This is a genomic window from Synechococcus sp. GFB01, from assembly GCF_001039265.1.
In the GTDB taxonomy this organism is placed as follows: Bacteria; Cyanobacteriota; Cyanobacteriia; order PCC-6307; family Cyanobiaceae; genus NIES-981.
The window spans coordinates 16568-37641 of the sequence record NZ_LFEK01000008.1 but is presented as its reverse complement, the minus strand read 5'-3'; the positions used below and the strand labels follow the sequence as shown (position 1 = coordinate 37641).

Here is a 21074-nt window from a genome sequence, read left to right as displayed (position 1 = left end):
CCTTGACCGGTGTCCAGCGGTGTTCCTCACACCTCTGCCAGCACCCTGGCCTCCTCCTCCACGCTCACCACCCGACCGGAATCCTCGAAGCCCTCGATCTGATCGAAGTTCAGGTAGCGGTAGAGCTCATCGCCGTAGGGGTCGATCTTCTCGGCCGCGATCGCCAGGTACTCCTCCTTCGAAGGGATGCGGCCCAGCTGGGCGCACACCGCGGCCAGTTCGGCGCTGCCCAGGTACACCTGCGCGCCGTTGCCGAGGCGGTTGTTGAAGTTGCGGGTGCTGGTGGAGAACACGGTGGTGTTGTCCTCCACGCGGGCCTGGTTGCCCATGCAGAGCGAGCAGCCGGGCATCTCCATGCGCGACCCAGCCGCCTCGAAGATCGCGTAGTAGCCCTCCTCCTTCAGCTTCTCCTCGTCCATCCGCGTGGGCGGGCACACCCACAGGCGGGCGGCGTTCTCGCCCTGCCCCTTGAGCACGTTCGCCGCCGCCCGGTAGTGGCCGATGTTGGTCATGCAGGAGCCGATGAACACCTCGTCGATCCGGTCGCCGGCCACCTCGCTCAGCGTCTTCACGTTGTCGGGGTCGTTGGGGCAGGCCACGATCGGCTCGGTGATCGCATCCAGGTCGATCTCGATCACCGCCGCGTAATCGGCATCGGCATCGGCCTCCAGCAGCTGCGGATCCGCCAGCCAGGCCTCCATCGCCCTGATGCGCCGCGCCAGCGTGCGGGCATCGCCGTAGCCGCGGGCGATCATGTTCTTCAGCAGCGCCACGTTGCTGCGCAGGTATTCGCTCACCGTGTCGACCGAGAGCTTGATGGTGCTGCCGGCGCAGCTGCGTTCGGCGGTGGCGTCGGTGAGCTCGAACGCCTGCTCCAGCTTCAGATCGGGCAGCCCCTCGATCTCCATGATCCGGCCGTTGAACACGTTCTTCTTGCCCTCCTTGGCCACCGTGAGCAGCCCCTGCTGGATCGCCACATAGGGGATCGCGTTCACCACATCGCGCAGGGTCACGCCCGGCTGCAGCGAGCCCGTGAACTTCACCAGCACCGATTCGGGCATGTCGAGCGGCATGGCGCCGATGGCGGCGGCGAAGGCCACCAGGCCCGAGCGGCCGGGAAGGAGATGCCCAGGGGGAAGCGGGTGTGGCTGTCGCCGCCGGTGCCCACCGTGTCGGGCAGCAGCATGCGGTTCAGCCAGCTGTGGATGATGCCGTCGCCGGGGCGCAGGGCCACGCCGCCGCGGGAGCTGATGAACTCCGGCAGCTCGGCGTGGGTCTTGAGATCCACCGGCTTGGGATAGNCGGCGGTGTGGCAGAAGCTCTGCATCACCAGATCGGCCGAGAAGCCCAGGCAGGCCAGCTCCTTCATCTCGTCGCGGGTCATTGGCCCGGTGGTGTCCTGGGAGCCCACGGTGGTCATCAGCGGCTCGCAGCTGGTGCCGGGGCGCACGCCCGGCAGGCCGCAGGCCTTGCCCACCATCTTCTGGGCCAGCGTGTAGCCCTTGCCGGTGTCGGCCGGGGCCACCGGACGGATGAAGACCTCGCTGGCGGGCAGCCCCAGCTGGGCGCGCACCTTGTCGGTCAGGGAGCGGCCGATCAGCAGGGGGATGCGGCCGCCGGCGCGCACCTCATCGGTGATCGTGCTGGGCTTGAGCGTGAAGCGGGCCACGATCTCACCGGCGCCCGGCTCACCGGCGGCCCGCTCGATCGTGCCGGCGTAGGGGCGGATCGTGATCACGTCCCCGCTGCTCAGCGCCGTGACGTCGCACTCGATCGGCAGGGCGCCGGAATCCTCGGCGGTGTTGAAGAAGATCGGTGCGATCTTGCCGCCCAGCACCACGCCGCCGCTGCGCTTGTTGGGCACGTGCGGGATGTCGTCGCCGGTGTGCCACAGCACCGAGTTGATCGCCGATTTGCGCGAGCTGCCCGTGCCCACCACATCGCCCACGTAGGCCACCGGATGACCCTTGGCCTTGAGCTCGGCGATCAGCTCCAGCCCGCCGGGCATGCGGGTCTCGAGCATCGCCTGGGCGTGGAGGGGGATGTCCGGGCGGGTGGTGGCGTGGGTGGCCGGGGAGAGGTCGTCGGTGTTGGTCTCGCCCTCCACCTTGAACACGGTGACCGTGATCTCGGTGGGCAGCTCGGGCTTGGCGGTGAACCACTCGGCGGCGGCCCAGCTGTCAATCACCCGCTTGGCATGGGGGTTGCTCTCCGCCAGCTCGAGCACATCGTGGTACGCGTCGTANGACCAGNCAGGGTGNCGGCTGAGGCCCTCGGCGGCCGCCGAGGCAANTCGAGGCATCGGCGCTGCTCAGCAGTTCGATCAGGNCGCCCACGTTGTAGCCGCCGATCATGGTGGCCAGGAGGCGCACGGCCTCCACCGGGCTCACCAGGGGACTGGAGGATGCGCCCCGGGCCACGGCGCTCAGCCAGCTCGCCTTCACGTAGGCGGCCTCATCCACCCCCGGCGGGATGCGGTCGGAGAGCAGATGCAGCAGAAACGCCTCCTCGCCGGCGGGCGGACTGGACAGCAGCTCGGTGAGGTCGGCGGTCTGCAGGGCCGTGAGCGGCAGGGCAGGCACCCCCAGAGCCTCGCGCTCGGCGGCGGCGGCGCGGTAGTCGGCGAGGAAGGTGCTGGCTGTCATCGCGATCGCAGTCCATCTGCATCCATTGTTCTTGGCCGGGGGNCGCCCCNATGGTGTGAACGGCTGCAGAAGCCGGCCCACCGGCGCCGCTGTTTAGGCTGTGATGTTCCCGCCCGGCACCTCAGGCAGCCCGATCCCCATGCACGCCACCACCTCTGATCTGCATGTGGTGGAAACCCGGCCCCTCGTGCCGCCGGTGGTGCTGCACAGGGAGCTGCCGCTCACCGACCGCTCCGCCGCCACCGTGCAGCAGGCCCGCGAGCGGATCCAGGCGATCCTGCACGGCCGGGATTCCCGGCTGCTGGTGATCGTGGGGCCCTGCTCGGTGCACGATGTGGCGGCGGCCCGGGAGTACGCCGCCGCCATCGCCGAGCTGCGCCAGCGGCACCGCGATGCGCTCGAGGTGGTGATGCGCGTGTATTTCGAGAAGCCGCGCACCACCGTGGGTTGGAAGGGGCTGATCAACGACCCCCATCTCGACGGCAGCTACGACATCAACACGGGCCTGCGGCTGGCCCGCGGCCTGCTGCTCCACGTGGCCGAGATGGGCCTTCCCGCGGCCACGGAACTGCTCGATCCGGTGGTGCCCCAGTACATCGCCGATCTGATCAGCTGGACCGCCATCGGTGCCCGCACCACCGAAAGCCAGACCCACCGGGAGATGGCCTCGGGCCTGTCGATGCCGATCGGCTTCAAGAACGGCACCGACGGCAGCATCGCCACCGCCATCAACGCCGTGGAGGCGGCCTCGCGCCCGCATCATTTCCTGGGCATCAACCAGGAGGGCTATGCCTCGATCGTGACCACCACCGGCAACCCCGATGGCCATGTGGTGCTGCGGGGCGGCAAACGCGGCACCAATTACCACCCCGAGGCGATCGAGGAAGCCGCATCCGAGCTCGAGAAGGTGGCGTTGCCCAGCCGCGTGATGGTGGACTGCAGCCATGGCAACTCCAACAAGGACTACCGGCGCCAGGCCGAGGTGGCGGAACAGGTGGCCGAGCAGGTGCGCGGAGGCTCTCACCATGTGATGGGGGTGATGCTGGAGAGTCACCTGGTGGCCGGCAGCCAGAAGCTCGTGGCGGATCGCTCTCAGCTCACCTACGGCCAGAGCATCACCGACGCCTGCATCGACCTGGCCACCACGNCAGCGGTGCTGGAGCACCTGGCCGCAGCCGTGCGGCATGCCGGAGATCGCCAGCCGGTGGCTGCGCTCTGAGGCCACAGAGAAGCCCGATTTCTGCTGCCTGGCACTCAAAAGATGCGAGTGCTGAATGATGACGGAGCGAAACAAGAGTTCTTCGTGAACTCTTTCATCGCACGTGACGGATAGCTTGAAGCCCCGGTTTCAGGTGATGGGCGATGAGCTATCTCCTCCAGTTCTGCGGGCTCACGGATCCGCTCCAGCTGTTCTATCTCGAGCAGGGTCGCGGGCCGGCCTTCGCCGGATTCCGCCCCTTTCAGCTCGACGATCTGCTCGGCTGGTCGCAGACCATCGCCGGCCAGCGCCACTGGGACGTCGAGGCCATTCAACGGGCGGTGATGGAGGCCTGGATCGAACGGGCCGATCTGATCCGTCAGTGGCAGCTGCGCCTGCGTGACGAGCCGGCCGATCGGCTGGTGGTGGCGGGGCTGGGCACCCAGCGCGACTGGGAGGAGCGCTGCGAGCAGTTGCTGCTGGCCTGAGCCGCCGCAGCGGCGGCCGGCATCAGCTCAACTGGTGCCACAGCCAGCCGCTCACGACCGGCACGCTGAAATTGTCGAAGCCGGCCACGGCGGCCTGCTCGAGCAGCACGGCCACCGCCGCGATCGCCAGCAGTCCCAGGGTCCCGGGGTGGCTCTGCCCCGTCGCCGCTGCCAGGCGCTGCACCAGCAGCAGCATCGCCACGCTGCCGCCTGCCATGGCGGCTGTGCCCACGAGGGATTTGCGCTGGCCCCAGATCGTCCAGCTCGGCGAGGGCACCAGCGGACCGAGCAGGCCGGCGAGCCCATCGCCCAGCGCCATGACCAGCACCCCAGCGGTCACGCTGGCAGGCTCCGCCGGCCAGTAGAGCAGCAGCAGGCAGGTGATCGAGGCCCCGTAGGCGATCGTGCCGTAGCTGTGCCGGCCCACATCCTCGATGGCCGGGATCACCCGCCAGCGGTGGTTGAAGGCCGTCAGCAGGGTGATCAACCCAGCCGCCGGGATGGCCAGGCGGCGGTCGATGCCACACACCCAGGCGATCGGTATCACGGCACCGGTACCGATGTGGGCGAGCTTGCGGCTCCATTCCCGCTGTCCGTTCCAGCGGCGTCGCACCGCCATGGCGGCGGCGGCCAGCAGGGTCAGCCAGCCGGCCACGGCCGCCATGCCGATCAGTTGTGGGGCCCAGAACGGCACCCGCTGCTCAGGCCGCCTGCTGCAGATTGCTCATCAGCCGCAGCTTCATGATCGCCTTGGCTTCGAGCTGTCGCACCCGCTCGCGCGACACGTTGATCAGCCGGCCGATCTCGGCCAAGGTGAGGGGTTCGCTGCCTTCCAGCCCGAAGCGCAGCCGCAGGATCTTCTGTTCGCGCTCGTTGAGCTGAGAGAGCCAGGCCCCGAGATGCTCCTTCTGGAGATGGCGATCCATCGAGTCGAAGTGCTCACCGCTGGCGGGATCGGCGATCAACTCGCCCAGGGTGCTGCGGTCCTCGTCGCCACGGGCATGGGCATCGAGGGAGGCGCACGGAGCGCTCTGGGCCATCAGCTCCTCCAGTTCCTCGGGCTTCATGTCCATGGCGTGAGCCAGTTCCAGCCGGTTGGGCTGGCGGCCGAGGCGGTGGGAGAGCTCCCGGCTGATCCGCCGCATCTTCGAGAGCTTCTCGCTGATGTGAATCGGCAGTCGGATCGTGCGGGCGCTGTTGTCGATCGCCCGGGTCATTCCTTGGCGGATCCACCAGTAGGCGTAGGTGGAAAACTTGTAGCCCATGGCGGGATCGAATTTGTCGACGGCGCGCTCCAGGCCGATCGCGCCCTCCTGAACCAGATCCAGCAGTTCGAGCCCCTGGTTCTGATACTTCTTGGCCACGCTCACCACCAGCCGCAGATTGGCCGCCATCATCCGGTCGCGGGCCCGCTGGCCCATGCGGATCTGGCGCTTCTGCTGCGGGGTGAGCTCGCCGGCGGGCCGCTCCAGCAAACGCTTACCGGCCTGCACATGATGGGCCAGCTCGATCTCCTCGGCGGGGGTGAGCAGCGGCACCCGGCCGATGCTGCTGAGATACCAGCCGATCGAGTCGGCGCCGAGCCGCCCACCCTGGCGCCCCTGGGATCCTGGCGTTCTTGCCGCTGCGGCGGCACGGCTGGCAACCGCAGTGGTCGGTGCGGTTGGTGCTTCAGCAGTCTGCGAGGCCTGCTGTAAAATGCTTGATGGCCTCAGGGCAGTCTTGTCAGACCGACCCGAAGCGGATTGCTTAGGCGTCCCCACACCCAGGCCTCCGAATTGAATTTGGCCGGAATGTAGCACTGCATCCGGGGATGCACCGGCTGGAAATGGAAAACTTTCTTTAGTGCTGCTGCGCTCAACGTCAGCCTGGATTGGTGTCCTTTGATGCCGTTCTTTGTGCTGCCGTTGCCGGTGGTCCCGCGGGCTGCCGATTCATGCCGCCGGCCACCAGCTGGATCACCCCGAGCAGCAGGAGGGTGCCGAGCCAGAAGGGGCTCTGGCGCCCCACGGTTTCGTAGGCCAGTCCGGCCAGCGGCGGCCCGATGAAGCCACCCAGGCTCTGCAGGCCCTGCAGACTTCCCAGGGCCGCGCCCTGACCGGCGTCGTCGAGGCGACGCGAGACCAGCGCCCGCAGGCAGGGGGTGACCAGGCCTGTGCCAAGGGCCAGCACGGCCAGGGCCGCGAACACCACCGTGGTGGCATTGCCGCGGTCGGCCAGGGCGACCATCAGGCAGCCGGCGATCACGAAGCCGAGCCCGGCCAGGCTGAGCCGCCACTCGCCGAAGCGCGCCACCAGAGGGCCGATCAGGCCGCCCTGCACCACCGTGGCCACCACCCCCACCACCAGGAAGGCGGCGCCGGCCAGCCCAGGGCCCCAGCCGAAGGCCTGCTTGAAATAGAGCACCAGCACGGCGGTGAAGCCGCTGAAGGCGAGGAAGAAGAGGAAGAAGGCGGCGCAGAGCCGCCGCACCTGCGGATTGCGGAACACCCGCGACAGCTGGCTGAAGGGCTGCAGGTCGCGCTTGCGCGGCAGCGGGATGCGGGCCTGGATCGGGTGGGTTTCCGGCAGCAGCGTGAGCACCAGCACCAGGTTGAGGGCGGCGATCGACACACCCACCAGCAGGGGCAGATTCACATCGATGCGACCCAGCAGGCCTCCCAGGGCCGGTCCGATGATGAAGCCCAGTCCGAAGGCCACGCCGATCAGGCCGAAGGCCCTGGCGCGCCGCTCCGGCGGGGAGATGTCGGCCAGCACCGCAGCGGCGGTGGCTGCCGTGCCGCCACTCACCCCATCGATCAGCCGGGCGGCGAACAGCAGCGCCAGCGGCAGGGAGGTGCCGGCGGCCCAGGGAACCGCCTGCCAGTCGATCGCCACCGTGATCGAGAACAGCCCCAGCCCCAGCACCGAACCGCTCACGCACACGGCGATCACCGGCCTGCGGCCGAACCGGTCACTGAGGGCGCCGATCAGCGGCGTGAAGGCGAACTGGGCGATCGCGTAGCTGCCCGTGAGCAGGCCGAGCACGCGGCCGTCGCTGGTGAAGTTGGCCAGCAGGAAGGGCAGCAGGGGGAAGATCAGCGATTCCCCCAGCCGGTCGTTGAGCAGGGTCAGGAAGGCGCACAGATAAACGGAGGGGCGCTGCAGCCGCACAGTGGGTTCTCCGGAGTTGGCGGCTCAGGGCTTGGGCACGTTGGGGCAGGCGTTGGGGCCGTAGAGGCTGCTGAGTTTCTGGCTGCCGGTGGCGTAGATCTGCTGGGCCTGGGCGGGGTTGCCCTGGGCCGCCTGCAGCTTGGCGGCGAACTGCTGGCAGGCCTGGGCCTGCTCCGGGTTGGCGGGCGCCGTTGTCGTGGCTGGGGCAGTGGCCGGGGTGGTGGAGGCCGTGGGTGCCGGGATGTCGCCGCAGGGGTTCTCGCCGAACTGCTCGATCAGCTTCAGCACTCCCTGCTGGTACACCTCCTGGGCCTGCTGTGGATTGCCGCTCACCCCCTCCAGCTTGCTGGCCAGCTCCTTGCAGGCCTTGCGTTCCTGAAGGCGTCGCATCGCCGGGCCCGCCGTGGCGGGGGCCGGCAGCCAAGGGGTGCCGGCCAGGCTGATCGACAGCAGCACGAACAGGGTGCGGGCCTTCATCGCGGCTTGAATGCAGGGGAGCGTTCTCGCAACCTAGGGGGATGGAGCCAGGCCTCAGCCACCTCAACCCGCACGGCGAGGTGCACATGGTGGATGTGGCCGGCAAGCCCGCCACGGCGCGGGAGGCGGTGGCCGAGGGCTTTCTCGCCCTGGCCCCTGAGGCCCTGGCCCTGGTGCGCGAGGGGCGTGCCGGCAAGGGCGATGTGCTGGCGGTGGCGCGGGTGGCGGCGATCCAGGCCGCCAAGCGCACCGCCGAGCTGATTCCGCTTTGCCATCCGCTGCCGCTCACTGGGCTGGAGGTGGCGATCAGCGAAACGGTGCTTCCCGATGGCGGGTCGGTGGGTCTGCGCTGTGAGGCCCGCGTGCGCACAACCGGGCCCACGGGCGTGGAGATGGAGGCGCTCACGGCCGTGCAGGTGGGTCTTCTCACCCTGTACGACATGCTCAAGAGTGCTGATCGAGCCATGACGATCGGGCCGGTGCGGCTGATCGCCAAGCGCGGCGGGCGCAGCGGTGACTGGCAACGCGGAGGTGATGGCGGTGAAGGCGGTGATGGCGTCGATGGCTGAGCCCTTTGGCCGTGAAGGCCTGCCGCTGACTGTGGCCCGTGAGCGGATCCTGGCCCAGCTGCAGCCGCTGGCTCGCCGCGAGTGGTTGCCGTTGGCCGCCTGTCTGGGCCGCACCACGGCAGCCCCGGTTCATGCCCGGGCGGCTGTGCCCGGCTTTCAGGCTTCGATCATGGATGCTACGCCATTGCCGGATTCGATCTGCCCCAGCTGGGCAGCACCTGGCGGCTGGTGGGCCGCTCGGCTGCCGGTGCACCGTTTCAGGGATCCCTGGCGCCCGGCGAAGCCGTGCGCATCCTCACCGGCGCGTGGTGCCCGCAGGCAGTGGTCGGGTGTTGCCCCAGGAACTGGTGCAATGCCGACAGAGCCCAACCGGTGCGACGGTGGAGCTGCTGCGGCCCTGCGGTGCCAATGTCTGGATCCGCGGCGCCGCGGAGGAGGCGGCTGCAGGCCAGCTCCTCGTGCCGGCGGGCCAGCGGCTGGGGGTGGCGGATCTGGGGCTTCTGGCCAGTTGCGGTGTGGAGCGGCTGGAGATGGCCGGCCGGCCGCGGATCGGCCTGCTGATCAGCGGTGATGAACTGCTGCCCCCTGGCGTGGAGCGGGGCGAGGGGCAGATCTGGGAGAGCAATTCCAGCCTGCTTGCGGCCCTGTTGCAGCGCCTGGGCTTTGCCGTTGCCGAGCAGCGGCTGGTGGCTGATCAGCCGGAGCCTCTGCGGGAGGCGCTCGTGGGGCTGGCGGCGGGCTGCGATGTGGTGCTGAGCACCGGCGGCGTGTCGGCCGGCGACACCGACTGGATCCGCTCCCTCGTGGCGGAGCTGGGCGAGGTGCGCTTCTGGAAGCTGTTTCTGAAGCCGGGTCGGCCTTTCGCCTGGGGCCAGGTGGCGGGGGTGCCGTTCTTCGGTCTGCCGGGCAACCCGGTGGCGGCGGCGATCACGGCGCTGCAGCTGCTGTGGCCGGCCCTGCAGCGGCTGGAGGGGGCGGAGATTCAGCTGCTGCCGCGTCTGAAGGTGCGGCTGGAGGCCCCGATGCGCCGCGGCGCGGCCGGCCGGAACTGGCCCGGGCCCAGCTGCTGGTGGCCCCCGATGGCGCCCTGCTGGCCCGGGTCAGCGGCTCCCAGGCCTCCTCGCGCATCGGTTCGCTGCAGGGCGCCGACCTGCTGCTGGAGATCCCCGCGGAGCAGGGGGATCTGGAAGCCGGCATCGAGCTCTGGGCCCAGCTGCTGCGACTGCCGATCTTCTGAGGGGTCGGCGGCGGCCGCACCGGAGCGATCAGAGCGGGGTGTTGCCGCTCAGCCAGTGGCCGCTGCCATCGGCCAGCCACTCCCGCTTCCAGAACGGGGCCTGGTGCTTGAGGGCCTCCAGCAGCTCCAGGCAGCAGCGCTGGGCTGGGCCGCGGCGGTCGGCAGCCACCGCCACCAGCACGATCGGATCGCCCGGCAGCACCCGGCCGATCCGGTGCCGCACCAGCACGGCGGCCACCTCCGGGCGGCTGGCGGCCGAGGCGGCGAGCTGCTGCAGCTGGGTCTCGGTCATGCCGGGGTAGTGCTCCAGCTCCAGGGCGGCCAGTGGCCGCCTTCGGCACTGCGGGGCCGCACGCGGCCCATGAAGCTGCTCTCGGCGGCGGGCAGGCAGCCCAGGTGGGTGTGCACCTCGTTGTGCCAGCGCTCCAGAGCCTCCAGCGGCTCGAACGGCTCGGCTTCCAGCTGGATTGTGAGCAGCGGGGCGGACATGGGCGTTGGTGGATCAGCCGCCGCTGATCGGCGGCAGGAAGGCCAGCTCGTCGCCGCCGGCCAGCGGCGAGTCCCAGGCGGCGAACCGCTGGTTGATCGCCACCCGGATCGTGGCGGAGGGATCGGGGGGCTCCAGCTGCAGCTGGCTCCAGATCGTCGCCGGGGTGACACCGCTGCCGCCGTGACCCGCCGTTCCTGCCAGCCGGCCCGCTCGCGCAGGGCGGCGAACAGCAGCACGCGAAGCTCCCGGGAGGCGCCCATGACGCGGTGGCGGTGGCGATGCCCCCCACAATGGCTCCAACAGCAGCGGACCGGTGGGGCTGACGATGGCGTTGCTCACGGTGTCGGACAGCCGCACCCGGGCCGACGACCGCAGCGGCGATGCCCTGCAGGCCCGGCTGGAGGCCGCCGGCCATCAGCTCGTGGAGCGGTTGATCGTGCCCGACGATCGCTACCGCATCCGGGCCGAGCTGAGCCGCTGGATCGCCGACCCGGCCGTGCAGGTGGTGATCAGCAGCGGCGGCACCGGTCTCACCGGCCGCGACGGCACGCCCGAGGCCGTGGCGCCTCTGCTCGACAAGACGATCGAAGGCTTCGGCGAGCTGTTCCGTGTGCTGTCGTTCGAGACGATCGGCACCAGCAGCCTCCAGAGCCGCTGCCTGGCCGGGGTGGCCAATGGCACGGTGATCTTCGTGCTGCCCGGCTCGCTGGATGCGGTGGAAACGGCCTGGGACCGGCTGATCCGCGCCCAGCTCGACACGGCCACCCGCCCCTGCAACCTGGCGGTGCTGCTGCCCNGCCTGGGGGAGGCTCCCGATCAGCTTCCGGATCCGACGCCTGCCACCGCCTCATGATCGATCTGGCCAGCTACCGCCCGCGGGGCGACAAGCGCAACACTCCTTTCTTCGAGGAGCATCTGCCCCGGGTCTATGAGCGGCGGGCCCGCAGCGGCCTCGATCAGCTGGTGGGCACCATGGCGGCCGTGGTGATCCAGGTGGACCACGGCCATGCCGTGGCCTACATGGCGGAGCTCACGCTGATGGGCCCCTACCGCTACCGCGAATGCTGGCTGATGGAGACGCATCGGGTGTATCTGATGGCGGCCGCGCCGGCCTGGCCGCGGCTGATCGTTCTCGAGCCCCTCACCGACAGCTTCGAAGACGAGGTGACGCGCTGGAACGCGATGTATCCGCTCGCAGCCGGCAGCCCCAACGCCCGCTACATCGGCGAGGTGTACAGCTGCCAGTCCACCGCCGAGGTGCGGCGTCTGCTGGAGGACCAGANCATTCGTTTCGTGTACCCCGGCGAAGTCGCCAATCCCTTCTACGCCCAGCCCAACCTCACGTTCACGTTCCTGTCCGACTACACCTTCAACCGGGTTGGTTACGTGGATGTGCCGCTCGATTCCCTGGCGGCGCTGGATCTGGGCGACCGGGTTCTGCTCGACGACGACACCGAGCGGCCGATCCTCGAGGCCGGGGAGCGACACCGCGAGCTGGGTCTGGAAGGATTGATCCTGGGCCTGGATCACATGGCCACCCGTGTGTTGGCGGGCGAGCGGGAGGACGCGATCCTGGAATATCTGACGATGGCGCCTTATTACTTCTGGGGGGCCTATAACATCAACGAGATGAACTCCTCCACGAATGTCACGCGCAGTCCTGTGGTGAGCGATGAGAAGTGCTCGCCGGCCAGGGTGTTCACCGCCAACAACACGCCATCGTATCTCAATTCGTTGGTGAATCTGCCGATGCCCACCGAGGAATTCGTGCGCAACTTCGGTCGGCGCATGCACCATATGGCCTTTGAAGTGCTTGATGGCGAGATCGATGGCGAGAAGCATGTGGATGTCGTGGTGCGCCGACTCAAAGAGCAGGGCGTGCCATTCCTGGCCGAGGTGGTGGGCGAATGCACCGACCAGCCCAACCTCAAGCAGATCTTCTCGAGAAGCTCACCCCACTCCCTGCTGATCACCGAATACGTGCAGCGTTGCCTGGGCTACGACGGCTTCTTCACGCGCGACAATGTCGCCGCCCTCACGGAGGCAGCCGGCCAGCAGGAGCGCTATGCCCATGGCCATGTCTTTGACTGAACTGGGATCACCCTCGCTTTCACCTTCTCTGATGCCCAGTCTCTTCTCACCGATGGTCCTGGGCGCCCTGGAGCTCCCGAATCGGATCTGGATGGCTCCCCTCACCCGCTGCCGGGCTGAGGACGGCCATGTGCCCGGGCCGCTGATGGCCGAGTACTACGCGCAGCGGGCCAGTGCCGGGCTGATCATCGCGGAGGCCACCATGGCGATGGAGGGCCATTCGGCCTTCTGGCATGAACCCGGAATTCACAGCCAGGCCCAGTTGGAGGGCTGGCGGCTCACCACCGAGGCGGTGCACCGCGCCGGCGGGCGCATCGTGCTGCAGATCTGGCACGGCGGTCGCGCCTGCCATCCGCTGCTCAACGGCGGTCGCGTGCCGGTGGCGCCCAGCCCGATCGCGATCAGCGGCGATGAGGTGCACACGCCTGAGGGCAAGCAGCCCTACGTGGTGCCCCGCGAACTGGGCGACGACGAGATCCCGGCGATCGTGGAAGGCTTCCGCCTGGCGGCGCGCAATGCCATGGCCGCCGGCTTCGACGGCGTGGAGGTGCATGGCGCCAACGGCTACCTGCTCGATGAGTTCCTGCGTGACGGCAGCAACCACCGCAGCGGCCCGTACGGCGGGCCGATCGCGCACCGGGCCCGGCTGCTGCTGGAGGTGCTGGAGGCGGTGGCCGGGGAGGCGCCGCTGATGGGCCTGCGCCTGTCGCCCCTCAACAGCTACAACGCCATGGCCGACAGCGATCCGATCGGCCTGATCACCTGGCTGGCCCGCCGTCTCAACGACCTGCCCCTGGCCTACCTGCACCTGATGCGCGGCGATCTGCTCGGCCGCCAGCAGGGTGATGTGCTCAGCCCCGCCCGCGAGCACTACCGCGGCGTGCTGGTGAGCAACATGGGCTACGACGCCAGCGAGGCCGAGGCGGCCATCGCCGCTGGTGGCGTGGATGCGGTGGCCTTCGGCACGGCCTTCCTGGCCAATCCCGATCTGCCCGAACGCTTCCGCCGCGGCGCTCCTCTCACGCCGCCGATCCGGCCACCTTCTACAGCCCCGGGCCGGCGGGGTACACCGACTACCCCAGCCTTGCGGAGGCCTGAGGGCCGCGCTCAGGTTTCGGTGAGCCAGCAGAACTGCAGGGCGGCCACGGCCATGCGTGCCTCCTGCACTTCCGGGCCCCGGCCGCTGCACAGATCCACCAGCCGGCCCCGGGGGTTGAGCCCCTGGCGCGACAGCGTCTGGATGTCGAGCACGTGTGGCCGGGTGTCGCAATTGGCGATCACGAACACATTGTCGGAACGCCGCTGCGGATTGCTGCGCAGCAGCCCCAGCAGGTGGGGATTGTCGAGCGGCAGCAGCTCGCGGTTGTTGAAATCGGCGAAGGCCGGCAGCTCCTTGCGCACGGCGATCAGCTTCTGGATCTGGCTGAACAGGGCGTGCTCCACAGTGCCGGGCTGTTTCCTGCGTTCCGCCCGCTCCCAGTCGAACCGGCCGCGGCGCAACCAGCGGCTGTCCTCCCGCTTGCTCGGATCCTCCTGGTAGCCGTAGTCGTTGAGCGAACCGATCGCATCGCCGTTGAAGAGCAGCGGGATGCCGCCGAACGAGAGGATCAGCCCATGCAGCAGCAGGATCCGCGCTCTCGATCGCGGTCTCCAGGCCCACCAGTGAGGCCAGGGTGCCGCAGGTGCGGGCGTCGCCGGTGTACACATCGCGGTTGAAGGTCAGACCCCGGGGCTGCCCGAGGATGATGTCGAGCATCTCGATGAAGACTCAGGATTGGAGTCATTGAGGTCCAACTGATCGTCGTGGAACACGGTCATCACCCACCGCCCCATCTCCCGGTTCCAGGTGAAGTTGCCGGAGCTGCTCTCCGGAAAAACCTCCGGCATCGTCTGCTCGAACAGGTCAGGGATGCTGCGGTCGGCGAAGGTGTGGTTCAGCACGATATCCAGCACCAGCAGGATGCCGTGCCGGCGGAATTCGGTCGCCACACGGCGGAAATCCTCCAGGCTTCCCACCCGCTCGTCGATCCGGCGGAAGTCGCTCACGGCATAGCCGCCGTCACTCCTGCCGGCCGGACATTTCAGGATCGGCATGATGTGCACCATGTTGATCCCCAGCTCCTGGAGATAGCTGATTTTGGTGGCCAGGTCGGAGAGGTTATCGGCGAAGCCGTTGGTGTAGAGGGCCATCCCCACCCATTGCTGGGAGAGGAACCAGGTGTGGTCGCGTTCCCGCTCCTTGTCCAGCTGTTCAAGCTCCGCAGAGCGGCCGATATAGCCTGATGCCATCGTTTCCACCAGCTTCAGCACCTGCTGCTGGACATCCTCGCGATGGCCGAAGAGGATCGAGAATAGGGAATGGATGCTGTAGAAGTTGGCGCCCAGCCGGGTGTAGAGGTGCCGCAGATCCTGTCGACGGATCTCAGGCTTGAGATCATCGAGGATGGAGTTCAGAAGAGATTGTGCGACCTGTTCGTACATTCCTGCTCTGCTGCCGGGTTTCGTTCTAGGAAAGATCGCCGATCAGCTGGGGATGGAAATGGGCCACCCCCTCCAGGATGCCGGCGCCGTAGTTGCCGTTCATGCCCAGGAAGCCACCGCCGGCCACATAGAGCTGTGCCTGGGTGCCCGCCTGGCTGGAGAGCTGCTGCGCCTGCTGGATCACGTCGGTACGGGCATTGGCCACGATCACGCTGGGGATGTCACTGACCAGGATCTCGAGGTCGTTGCCGCTGTCACCGGCGAAGAGGGTGTGCTCGCGGCGGTAGTCGTGCTGCTCGATCAGGAACCGCACGGCCTGCAGCTTGTCGGCCATGGCCGGCAGGATGTCGAGCAGGCCCACGCCGGCCGCTTCGTCAACGCTGAAGACCAGCTTCGCGGCCAGGTCGTCATCGTCGAGGCGCTGTTGGATCCGCGCCTGGAGAGCGCCGGAGGGGGCCTCCGGGGCGTGATAGAAGCTCAGCTTGTGCCGTCCCTGTTTGATGGGTTCCTGCAGGGTGAGCTCCTTGAGGTCGGCCAGAAGGGGGGCCAGATCCTCCGAGCTGCGGCCGCGCCAGCAATGCTCCAGCCGGGCGTCCCAGTCGGCGCTGCGATGCCAGTGGCCATGCTGCACCCGGTACAGCGAGGTGCCCACTTCGGCGATCAGCCAGTTCGGGGTGGNCAGGGCGTACTGCTCGATCGCCTCCTCCACCAGGCGCCGGTCGCGGCCCGTCACATAGGCCAGCTGCACGTCNTCGCGGTGGGCGACGCGGCGGAACAGACGGCGCGCCCCGGGGGACTCGGGCGGTTCGCCGTTCGGCAGCAGGGTGCGGTCGAGGTCGGTGCAGAGCAGGAAATCGGGCATGCGGCCGCGGCGGGGAATGGCTCAAGTGGAGAAGAAGTCGTAGTGATCGATCGCTTCGAGAATGCCGCGGGCATGGGCGCCCTCCGCGAAGTACACGTGCTCGCTTTCGCTCAGGCCGGAGAGCTCTTCGCAGTGGCGATTGGCCACCACCACGCCGAGCGTGTTGCCGCGCAGCATGTCGTTGTCGCCACCCGAGCCACCGGTCACCAGGATGTGATCGAGTGGGATGTTCCACTGGCTGGCCACAGGGCGGAGCGCCTGCCCTTTCGAGGCCCGCTCCGGAATGATGTCGAGATACTGGCCGAAGGAGAGGGTGGCGTTCACCGAGAGCTCCTGCTGACGCAGCAGCGACTGGATCTCCGCGATCGGCGGCGCCACGGCGGCATCCACGTAGTAGGAGACCTTGAACCGGCTCTGCCCGGTCTTCGGCTGGGGNCGGAGCCCNGGCACGGTCTCGAGGATCCGGCGCAGCACCTGCGGGGTCCAGGTGTGATCGATGTGGTGGCCCCAGGCGATGTCGGCGATGAGCTGGGCGGAGTAGTGGATTTCAGTTCCCAGGCTGGTGATCAGAACGTCGGGAGCGGGAATGCCGTTGTTTCTGAGAATCGTGAGCACCGAATCGAGCCTCCGTCCAGTGGCGATGCCGAAGACGAATTGCCGCCTGTGACGGCGCACCGTGGCGATGAATTCGGCCAGGGCCGCGGCATCGCCCAGCAGGGTGTTGTCGATGGCCGTCACGATGACGCGGGTGCGGTGGGTCTGCGGCCGCGGCCCACCGGTGGTCTGCGGCAGCGGCCGACGCGCTGCCGTCAGGGCTTGGATCGCCTCCAGGTAGCTGCACGCATGGGCATCCCAGGAGTAGTGCCGCGCCACGTTGCGGATGCCGTTGGCCGAGAAGGTCCGCCAGAGTTCGGCGTCGTCGAGGATCCGCAGCAGGGCGGCGGCGATGGCGTTGCGGTCGAGGGGATCCACCAGCAGGCCGTTGCTGCAGTTGGCGAGGATGTCGATCGGACCGCCGTTCTCCGTGGCCACGAGCGGCAGGCCGCTGGCAGCGGCCTCGAGCAGCGTCAGTCCGAACGGTTCGGTGAGGGCTGGATTGATGAACACCCCGCCCGAGGCGGCGGCCCGGCGGTAGAGCAGGAGCACCTCCTCGGGGCTGTGGTGCTTGGGGATCGCCACCAGACCGTAGAGGTCGTGGCAGTCGATGGTGATCAGCAGATCGGTGAGCACGGTCTGGGCGTTCTCGCCCAGTTCGCGCAGATCCTGACGNCTGCCCGCCACGATCACGAGATTGGCCTTCTCCTGAAGGGCCGAGGATTCGCCGTAGGCNTCCACCAGGGTGATGATGTTCTTGCGTTCATCGGGGCGTGACAGGGCCAGGATCATCGGCTTGCCGGGATCGTGGAGGAACCGCGCCAGCGGTGGGCGGTCGGTGCACGGCACGCCCGGACGCGGCGGAAAGAACATCTCCAGGTCGGTGCCTGGAGGAATCACCGCCATCTTCTCGGGGGTGTAGAAGTCGTAGAGTTCGTATTGATCCTCGATCTCGTTGCGGGTGCTGGTGATGATCAGCGAGGCGGTGGCCAGCGTTTCCTCCTCGGCCGCGATCCGCTCGCTCATGTGGTAATTGCTCTCGATCCGCGCCATCGGCAGACCGAGGCCCAGCAGCCGGCGGCACTTGTCGCGCCCGAGAGAGTGGCCCGTATGCACCAGCGGGATTTCGGTGGCCCGCGTCAGACGCGCCCCCACGTANCCTGCATCGGCGTAGTGACTGTGGAGGATGTCGGGTTGGCGGGGCTGCCGCTGCAACCAGGCAGACAGATTGTCGGCGAAGGCGTCGAGGTGAGGCCAGAGGCTCTTCTTCGGAAGGTATTCCTCAGGCCCGGCATCGAGTCGGATGATGCGGGCATTCCCGGCCAGCATCTCGCAGGGATTGGCGTAGTCGTTGCTGACGCGGGGATCCACGATCCGGCGAGTCACCAGATCCACCTGTGCAACGTTGGGATGGCGGGCCAGAGCCTTGCTCAGCTCCACCACATACTTGGTCTGACCGCCAGTGTCGGCGTCACGGCCAAGCTCGAGATCGTGCCCCCGGATCAGCCCATGGATGCTGATCAGGAGGATCGATGGCGACTTTTTTCTGTCAACAATTGCCATATCCTCGGGCCGTGCTTGCCAGATCACCGCTTTCCATCGGTAGGTCAGCCATGAGCTGACTCACCGAATCAAAATCCGGGCAGATGATGTGGCAAACAGCGATGACTATTCTCGAATCATTATCGACAAGCACGAATCTGTCAAGTTTTTGATGTTCATGCTCTTGCAATCCAGGTGGCCTGGGCCTGAGAAGTCCGCCCGCTTCGTTGGCCAGTGCTTGATTCTCAGCTGCTTCCCGGAGACCGTCTGGGCAGCCATGCACCGGGAGATTGCCGCAACCCTGGCGATCCCGGCGGGCGTGAGAGCAGCCCCAACGACCAGGGCCCTGCAGGATCCCGCATCCCAACTCCCTGCCCGCGATGGATCCCTGCCGGCCCACCGCGGCTTCATGGACCGCGAGACCCATGGCTGCTGGCTGGAGGTGTCAGCACTACAGATCCTCTTCCACCAGCGCCTCCACGCGTCCTGTCTCAACCGCTTCCACCAGGGCCTGGTGATCCCGCACGGTCTGATCGGCATACGCCAGGGCAAACCGGCCCATGGCCAGGTCAAACTGGTCGCCTTTGCCGAGATAGCCGCTGATCGTTGCGCCATCCCCGGATTTCGCGTGCGCGCGGGCCAAGGTCCAGCCGCAGATCTCGGCATAGCGAATCAGCTGGATCGCAGATAGGCCCTCGATCGGCACAGACATCTTCATGTCCCGTAGTTGGCGTACATAGAAGTCGTAGCCCCGTTGCCCTCGTGCCCAGCCCAGAAAGATGTCGCTTGACGACTGCATCAGCCGCTGTCCTGTGACAATCCTCTGGCCCTGATTCTCGTATCGGCTGGTCTTGGTGTAGGGCTCGAGAACAGAGCGGCGTGCCTCCTTGACCTGCAGAATCAATGGGTGGTTTTCCTCGGAGAAGAACAGGGCAATGAAGCAGCGTGTCCCGACGCTGCCGATACCGACGACTTTCGTGGCGTAATCTTCCAACCGATAGCGATCCAGCAGCACACGGCGTTCATCCGAAAGGCTCTCGCGGTACGCCTCCAGGGCCTGCTGCGAGCGTTGCTCGAAGCCTTCTTCCGTGACATGAAAGACCACCGGCGGCTGATCGACAAAACGATGTCTCCCGCCAACCTGGGTGACGATCTTGGGGTAGAGATGTTCGATGATCCGCTGGCGGGCTTTTTCCGCCATGCGCTCGCGAAGCTTCTTCGCTTTGGCGTCGGGTGACATGGCAATGATGGTCTCCGCATCGAGCCGGCTGTACCACACTTCCAGTGGATTCATCTGGCTATATTTTCGCAGGTGTTCGCGATAGGAACGTGCACATTCAATGGCTGCCGCTTCACCATCGTCATCGCTGATCCCGTTATCCCGTGCCGCGACCACCATGCTGGCGACGAGGCGCTTCAGATCCCATTCCCAGGGGGCGGGATGTGTTTCGTCAAAATCGTTCAGTCCGAAGACTAAATTCCGCTCAGGAGTGGCAAACAAGCCGAAATTCAGGAGGTGGCAATCGCCACAGGCTTGCACCTGAATGCCGGTATTCGGGGTGCTGGACAGATCGTACGCCATCAACGCAGCAGAACCCCGTAGAAAGGTGAAAGGGCTGCGTAACATCCGCCCATAGCGGATCGGAATCAGCTCTGGAAGTCGATCCTGGTTGGAGGCTTCGAGGATATCGATCGGATCGCGCCGGTTAGCCGGCGGTCGCCAAATGGCATGGGAGTTGCGGGGCACTGAATCACGCAACGACTTGCNGACCTGGATGCGCTCCGTGCGGGATCGGAATGGAGCCTGAGTGGCCTCCGAACGATCCATGTCTGGTTCGTGATTCATGGCGCCATGCCTCTGGTTGGGATCGACATCCAGCCTGCGTGGCAGAGCCTGGGCTCCGATCCTGACGCTGCTTCCGCCGTAATCTGCGGGGCGATGGCCCACGCCCTGCTGCTGCTGGCGAGTGCGGCGAGCGCCGAGGACCTTGTCCACTGGCTCGAGCGGCAGTCTTCGGTGCTTTCCGGTCTGCCGCTGCTGGCCACGGCCGGGCTTGCCCCTCGCTGCGTGCGGCCCTCCCTGCCGGCCACCAGGGGCTCGAGGAACTGCCCGCCCTCGCCGCCGGCGGCGACATCGTGGCCGCCGCCCGGGTGCTCTCCGGTGAGGTGGCTGCGGTGATCGCCTTCCTCGAGCCGCACGATCCGGGCGGTACCGCGCTTGATCGCGCCCTGCTGCTGCGAGCCTGCAGCATCGCCGGTGTGCCCCTGGCGCCGAACCCCGCCACCGCCGATCTGGTGCTGCGCGGCCTCAGCCATGGCCGCACCGCCTATCTCCTCTTCAATCCGGTGGCCGGCCAGGGCGACCCCAACACCGACCTCGCGCTGATCCGATCGCTGCTGGAACCCCAGCTGCTGCTGAACGTGCTCCTGACCCGGCCCGAGGTGGATCCGGCCGAGCAGACCCGCGAGCTCGTGGACATCCTGCAGGCGCGGCCGCAGGGTGAGCCCGGCAGCGTGATGATCGTCGCCTGCGGCGGCGATGGCACCGTGTCTGCGGTGGCCGGGGCCGTGGTGGGCACCGGCATTCCCCTCGGAGTGATCCCCCGCGGCACCGCCAACGCCTTCGCTGCCGCTCTGGGAATTCCCCTCGATCCGGCCGGCGCCTGCGCCACGATCCTCGCCGGCCACACCAAGCTGTTGGATGCCGCCCGCTGCAACGACCAGCCGATGATCCTGCTGGCGGGCCTCGGCTTCGAGGCCGGCATGGTGAATCGCGCCACCCGCGAACTCAAGACCATGCTCGGCCCGCTCGCCTACGTGCTCGCTGGCGCCCAGCAGCTCGTGAGCCAGCAGCCCTTCGCCGCCCGCATCGCGATCGACGGCGCCGTCACCGAGGTGCAGGCCACCGCCATCACCGTGGCCAACGTGGCGCCGGCCACGTCGGTGCTGGCGCAGGGCTTCGGCCGGGTGATCCCCGACGACGGGCTGCTGGAGATCACGATCGCCTCGCCCGCCAGCCGCCTGCAGGGCCTCAACGCCCTCGCTGCCCTGGCCGCCTCCGCCGTGGTCCAGTCGCCAACCACCCATCCCGACCTGCTGTGTCTGCGGGCCAGGCACATCACGATCACCACCGATCCGCCCCAGACGCTCGTGATCGATGGCGAGATGCTCGAGGCCGATCCGGTCAGCTTCACCTGCCTGCCCGCTTCCCTGCGGGTCTTCGCGCCCCTGGCCGCTGCCTGACTCG

Annotated in this window: 18 protein-coding genes and 2 pseudogenes; 8 read left to right on the top strand and 12 right to left on the bottom strand. The window is 67.8% G+C overall.

The features are described 5' to 3' along the window. Positions 1 to 26 precede the first annotated feature (26 nt). Positions 27 to 2645: pseudogene (gene acnB / locus SYNGFB01_RS01560) on the bottom strand (bifunctional aconitate hydratase 2/2-methylisocitrate dehydratase). A gap of 139 nt (positions 2646 to 2784) precedes the next feature. Here acnB and SYNGFB01_RS01555 point away from each other — a divergent pair. Together SYNGFB01_RS01555 and SYNGFB01_RS01550 are read left to right on the top strand one after the other, a co-directional pair. Continuing rightward, a complete protein-coding gene (locus SYNGFB01_RS01555) occupies positions 2785 to 3864 on the top strand; it encodes a 3-deoxy-7-phosphoheptulonate synthase (protein WP_048016651.1) in 1080 nt (359 codons plus the stop codon). Between the two features lie 143 nt (positions 3865 to 4007). Beyond that, complete coding sequence (locus SYNGFB01_RS01550; protein WP_048016640.1) at positions 4008 to 4331, top strand: hypothetical protein; 324 nt, start codon at positions 4008 to 4010, stop codon at positions 4329 to 4331. Positions 4332 to 4353: 22 nt separating this feature from the next. On the opposite strand, the gene SYNGFB01_RS01545 is transcribed toward SYNGFB01_RS01550, so the two are convergent. The 4 genes from SYNGFB01_RS01545 to SYNGFB01_RS01530 all read right to left on the bottom strand — a co-directional run bounded on the left by SYNGFB01_RS01545 (position 4354) and on the right by SYNGFB01_RS01530 (position 7961). Continuing rightward, positions 4354 to 5025, bottom strand: coding sequence for a dolichol kinase (locus SYNGFB01_RS01545; protein ID WP_235299853.1), 672 nt, complete (start codon positions 5023 to 5025; stop codon positions 4354 to 4356). A 7-nt stretch (positions 5026 to 5032) separates the two neighbouring features. After that, positions 5033 to 6094: a sigma-70 family RNA polymerase sigma factor gene (locus SYNGFB01_RS01540; RefSeq protein ID WP_048016639.1), complete on the bottom strand. Its 1062-nt coding sequence runs from the start codon at positions 6092 to 6094 to the stop codon at positions 5033 to 5035. Positions 6095 to 6194: 100 nt separating this feature from the next. Next, positions 6195 to 7484, bottom strand: coding sequence for an MFS transporter (locus tag SYNGFB01_RS01535; protein ID WP_152669466.1), 1290 nt, complete (start codon positions 7482 to 7484; stop codon positions 6195 to 6197). Positions 7485 to 7508: 24 nt separating this feature from the next. Beyond that, positions 7509 to 7961, bottom strand: coding sequence for a hypothetical protein (locus tag SYNGFB01_RS01530; RefSeq protein ID WP_048016638.1), 453 nt, complete (start codon positions 7959 to 7961; stop codon positions 7509 to 7511). Positions 7962 to 8002: 41 nt separating this feature from the next. Between SYNGFB01_RS01530 and moaC the strand changes: the two genes are divergently transcribed. Continuing rightward, positions 8003 to 8530 (top strand): cyclic pyranopterin monophosphate synthase MoaC, encoded by a 528-nt coding sequence (moaC, locus tag SYNGFB01_RS01525; RefSeq protein ID WP_048016637.1) that lies wholly within the window; start codon positions 8003 to 8005, stop codon positions 8528 to 8530. Continuing rightward, positions 8514 to 9767 (top strand): annotated as a pseudogene (locus SYNGFB01_RS01520) (molybdopterin molybdotransferase MoeA). The gene moaC and the pseudogene SYNGFB01_RS01520 overlap by 17 nt, the downstream one beginning before the upstream one ends. A gap of 28 nt (positions 9768 to 9795) precedes the next feature. On the opposite strand, the gene SYNGFB01_RS16080 reads toward SYNGFB01_RS01520, so the two are convergent. The 3 genes from SYNGFB01_RS16080 to SYNGFB01_RS01510 are packed head-to-tail and all read right to left on the bottom strand — an operon-like array spanning position 9796 to position 10614. Further along, positions 9796 to 10059, bottom strand: coding sequence for a molybdenum cofactor biosynthesis protein MoaE (locus SYNGFB01_RS16080; RefSeq protein WP_369795445.1), 264 nt, complete (start codon positions 10057 to 10059; stop codon positions 9796 to 9798). Next, a complete protein-coding gene (locus SYNGFB01_RS16075) occupies positions 10056 to 10256 on the bottom strand; it encodes a hypothetical protein (protein WP_369795444.1) in 201 nt (66 codons plus the stop codon). The genes SYNGFB01_RS16080 and SYNGFB01_RS16075 overlap by 4 nt, the downstream gene beginning before the upstream one ends. Before the next feature lie 13 nt (positions 10257 to 10269). Next, positions 10270 to 10614 carry a MoaD/ThiS family protein gene (locus SYNGFB01_RS01510; RefSeq protein ID WP_369795443.1) on the bottom strand — a complete coding sequence of 115 codons (345 nt, stop codon included), beginning with the start codon at positions 10612 to 10614 and terminating at the stop codon, positions 10270 to 10272. Here SYNGFB01_RS01510 and moaB point away from each other — a divergent pair. The 3 genes from moaB (at position 10571) to SYNGFB01_RS01495 (ending at position 13888) form a co-directional block, all read left to right on the top strand. Continuing rightward, positions 10571 to 11110: a molybdenum cofactor biosynthesis protein B gene (gene moaB / locus SYNGFB01_RS01505; RefSeq protein WP_048016636.1), complete on the top strand. Its 540-nt coding sequence runs from the start codon at positions 10571 to 10573 to the stop codon at positions 11108 to 11110. The genes SYNGFB01_RS01510 and moaB overlap by 44 nt on opposite strands. Continuing rightward, entirely contained in the window at positions 11107 to 12348 is a 1242-nt protein-coding gene (locus tag SYNGFB01_RS01500; protein WP_048016635.1) for a hypothetical protein, read from the top strand. The genes moaB and SYNGFB01_RS01500 overlap by 4 nt, the downstream gene beginning before the upstream one ends. Positions 12349 to 12379: 31 nt before the next feature. Further along, entirely contained in the window at positions 12380 to 13888 is a 1509-nt protein-coding gene (locus SYNGFB01_RS01495) for an alkene reductase (protein ID WP_369795442.1), read from the top strand. Between the two features lie 179 nt (positions 13889 to 14067). Here the strand turns inward: SYNGFB01_RS01495 and SYNGFB01_RS15110 are convergent, their stop codons facing one another. The 4 genes from SYNGFB01_RS15110 to SYNGFB01_RS01475 form a co-directional block, all read right to left on the bottom strand. Continuing rightward, a complete protein-coding gene (locus SYNGFB01_RS15110) occupies positions 14068 to 14829 on the bottom strand; it encodes an alpha-amylase family glycosyl hydrolase (protein WP_053068255.1) in 762 nt (253 codons plus the stop codon). Between the two features lie 25 nt (positions 14830 to 14854). Continuing rightward, entirely contained in the window at positions 14855 to 15691 is an 837-nt protein-coding gene (locus SYNGFB01_RS01485) for an HAD-IIB family hydrolase (protein ID WP_048016634.1), read from the bottom strand. A gap of 21 nt (positions 15692 to 15712) precedes the next feature. Further along, complete coding sequence (locus SYNGFB01_RS01480) at positions 15713 to 17848, bottom strand: HAD family hydrolase (RefSeq protein ID WP_048016633.1); 2136 nt, start codon at positions 17846 to 17848, stop codon at positions 15713 to 15715. A 430-nt stretch (positions 17849 to 18278) separates the two neighbouring features. Continuing rightward, entirely contained in the window at positions 18279 to 19823 is a 1545-nt protein-coding gene (locus tag SYNGFB01_RS01475) for a DUF2252 domain-containing protein (protein WP_235299852.1), read from the bottom strand. A 140-nt stretch (positions 19824 to 19963) separates the two neighbouring features. Between SYNGFB01_RS01475 and SYNGFB01_RS01470 the strand changes: the two genes are divergently transcribed. Further along, complete coding sequence (locus tag SYNGFB01_RS01470; protein ID WP_053068253.1) at positions 19964 to 21070, top strand: diacylglycerol kinase family protein; 1107 nt, start codon at positions 19964 to 19966, stop codon at positions 21068 to 21070. Positions 21071 to 21074 lie beyond the last annotated feature (4 nt).